Origin of the sequence: Devosia sp. (genome assembly GCF_017307565.1) — a bacterium.
Lineage (GTDB): Bacteria > Pseudomonadota > Alphaproteobacteria > Rhizobiales > Devosiaceae > Devosia.
Map to the genome: position 1 here is coordinate 1 of NZ_JAFKHD010000296.1, position 3,263 is coordinate 3,263.

The 3,263-nt window shown below is 60.0% G+C and carries 1 protein-coding gene and 1 pseudogene; both read left to right on the forward strand.

Going from position 1 to position 3,263, the window contains the following annotated elements; genetic code table 11:
• Positions 1–330 precede the first annotated feature (330 nt).
• Complete coding sequence (locus J0I64_RS08880; protein ID WP_291407260.1) at positions 331–2,580, forward strand: TonB-dependent hemoglobin/transferrin/lactoferrin family receptor; 2,250 nt, start codon at positions 331–333, stop codon at positions 2,578–2,580.
• Between the two features lie 50 nt (positions 2,581–2,630).
• Positions 2,631–3,263, forward strand: a pseudogene (locus J0I64_RS08885) (ABC transporter ATP-binding protein/permease); the annotation flags it as partial.

Genomic DNA, 3,263 nt, shown 5'->3' on the forward strand with positions numbered 1-3,263 from the left:
AAATCAGCCCCCACACACGCAGACGAACGCCGTGGACCATTTGTCGCGGCGCTCGATAGACGCTGACGAGACCGGCTACTTGCGCGATGTTTGGCCGTTTCCGTCAGGCCCGTGAACGCGCTCATCTCCGGGGACAAACTTCGTTCAGCCCAATTTATAGTTGACTCCTAATATCATATTAACTAGCTCTGCGCCTGCGTAGCCAGCAGCCAGTCATCACCAGCCAAGCCAGCCCCGCCTTTCCTTATTCTGGGGGCTTTGATGATCCGACCACAAAGGTCGACTGGGCGTAGCCGCGTCCAGTTGACGCCTTCCGCCTGCGCCATTGTTTTGGCTGCTTCCCTTTTCACCGCGTCTGCCAGCGTCAGCCCGACTGCTGCGCAATCGGCACCGAGCCTATCGTCAACGCAGATCACCCTGCTCGACCGCCTGGTCATCTCGGCAACGCGTCAGGCCAAGCGTCTGCTGGAAGTGCCTCAGACCGTCACTGTGGTTACTCAGGAAGACATCGAAAAGCGCGTCGTGCGCGATATGCAGGATCTCGTGCGTTACGAGCCCGGCGTGTCGGTCGACCGCCAGACTGCGATCACCAATCCGTGGGGGCAGCTCAATAGCTTCTCCATTCGCGGCATGGGCGGCAATCGCGTCCTGATGATGGTGGACGGCTCTCGCATTCAGGAGCGCATCACCGACGGCAGCCGTGATTTCATCGATACCTGGAATCTCAAGGCCGTCGAACTTGTGCGTGGCCCAAATTCGGTGCTCTGGGGCGCCGATGCTCTGGGCGGCACAGTGGCCATGCGGACGCGCGATCCGTCCGACCTGCTTGAAGGCCAGGACAAGAACTGGGCGCTCGAAGTTCGCACGGCGTTTGACAGCTACGACAGTTCCTGGCGGAAGCAGGTTACGGGCGCCTATGACTTCGGCGCCGTACAGGTGCTCGGAAGCTTCGGTCATATTTCGTCCAAAGAGGCGAAGCTCACCAAGGGCGATCCCAATGGTGGCATCTGGAACAGCTGCACGCGTCCGGCAAACTTCCGCTGCAACGAGCTTTTTCCAGCAGAAACCAGCGCCTATAACGGCCTCGTCAAGGTGGTGGCCACGCCCAATGCCGATCACAAGATCACGCTGACCGGCGAGTATTTCGACCGCAATACCGTCATCCAACAGGTGTGGGATTCTTCGGCGGCACTGTCCGGCTATACGAGCACTGCCTATCCGCGCACGCTCGATATGGAGCGCTATCGCGTCGCCCTCGAGCATGAATGGAATGTCGGCGCCAGCTGGCTCGACAGCGTCAAGTGGCAGCTATCGTATTCGCCGCAACGCCGCGTCACAGACAGCACCAATTACCAGACTTATCCCACCCGCACCCAGCGCGTCTGGCAATATCGCGACTACAGCGAGACCTTCCTTGAGGCAGACCTGCAGTTGGTCTCGTCTTTCGACCTCGGGCCGACGACCCACACGCTGACCTATGGCTTCGATGGTGATTTCACGCGCTCCAACTATGACGGGATCAACCAGACCTGGCGGTCGGATACCGGCTATGGAGCTCGCACCTACAATAACGGCTTCTCCTTCCCCAAGGTCGATACCGTTCGCGCCGACCTCTTCATCCAGGACGAGATCAAGGCATTCGGCGATCGCCTGACAATTACGCCCGGTGTTCGCCTCGCCAATTATCGCATTGATCCCGATGGCAGCTACAATGCGCTGCCCGGTTTCGTACCAGCCGCGGTCAGCCATACGGAACTGATCAAGAAGCTGTCGCTGCAGTACCAGCTGACCGACGCATTCTCGGTCTATGCGGCCTATGGCGAGGGCTTCAAGATGCCCAATGCCCAGCAGCTGTTCCAGTCAGGCCTGTCGATCGGCAGCACCGGCATGATCACCATGGTGCCGAACGCCAATCTCAAGCCGGAATCGGTTCGAAATTATGAGGTTGGTCTACGCGGCGAGTTCGAACAGGGCTGGTTCTCGGTCTCGGGCTTCTATTCCCAATACAGCAACTTCATCCGCGGTCTACAGGCGACGCCATCGGCAACCTACAATCCGGTGACGGGCAACTGGTCCCACTACTGGTCGGACAATGTCGAGAACGTTGATCTCTACGGCATCGAAGTTGGCGCTGAATATGAACTCTATGAGAACATCTTCGCCTCGGCCAACCTGACCTGGCAGCGTGGCACGCAGAAGGTCAGCTCAGGGGCTGCCACGACCCCATTCGATGGTGCAGTTCCGCTCACGGCGGTTCTCGGCCTCCGCTACGAAATGCCAGAGCATGGGCTTGAGTTCGAGCTGATCGGCACGCTGGCGGCCGGCCCAACCGAGCGGGCTTCCGCCACGGCCTTCAAGCCCGACGGCTATGCCCTCCTCGATGGCTATGTCACCTGGAAGCCGACCGAAAATGTCGAAGTCAACTTTGGCGTCCAGAACATTTTCGACACCCGCTACTTCCCCAACACCCTGACCGGCTACGCCACTACAGCGTCCGACGCCGTCGCTGCCCAGAACCCGCTCGAGGCCCAGGTCGGCCCGGGCCGGACCTTCAAGGTCGGCACCACGGTGCGCTTCTAGGCCACGCAAAAGGGACGCCTTCGGGCGTCCCAACTTTTCCGGAGCAGACGATGTCTCAGGTTCTCGCCCAGTTCTGGCGCCTCATGAAGCTTTGCCTTGCAGGGCCCGGCGGAAAGTGGAGCATCGCGCTCTTTGCCGTCATCGTCGCCCTCGATCTCGGCGGCGTTTACGCGACCATTCTGATCGTCGGCTGGACCGGGGCTTTCTATGGCGCACTCGAAGCCATGAACGGCGCCGAAGCAGTCCGCCAGGTTGGCATCTTCGGCTTGATCGTGGCGGCCAACTCCGCCCGCCACCTCGTCGGCCAATTACTGCGCAAGCGCCTCGAAATGCTCTGGCGTGGCCGTCTAACCTCGGGTGCGCTCGACATCTGGCTGTCCAACAAGGCGTATTGGCACATGGCCAACGCCACCTTTTCGCATTGGGGCGACACCGCCGGCGGACCGAAAGGCTACGCCATCGACAATCCCGACCAGCGCATAGCCGATGACTGCAGGATTTTCGTGACCGCGCTTCTGGGTGAAGTGCTCGACATGATCAGCCGCATCGTGGGTCTTTTCTCCTACCTTGCACTGCTCTGGAGCCTCACCAATTTCCCGCTCTCGCTGGTCCCTATCGGCATCGATCTTGAGATACCGAACTACATGGTATGGGCAGCCTTCATCTATGTGGCGCTAGCGAGC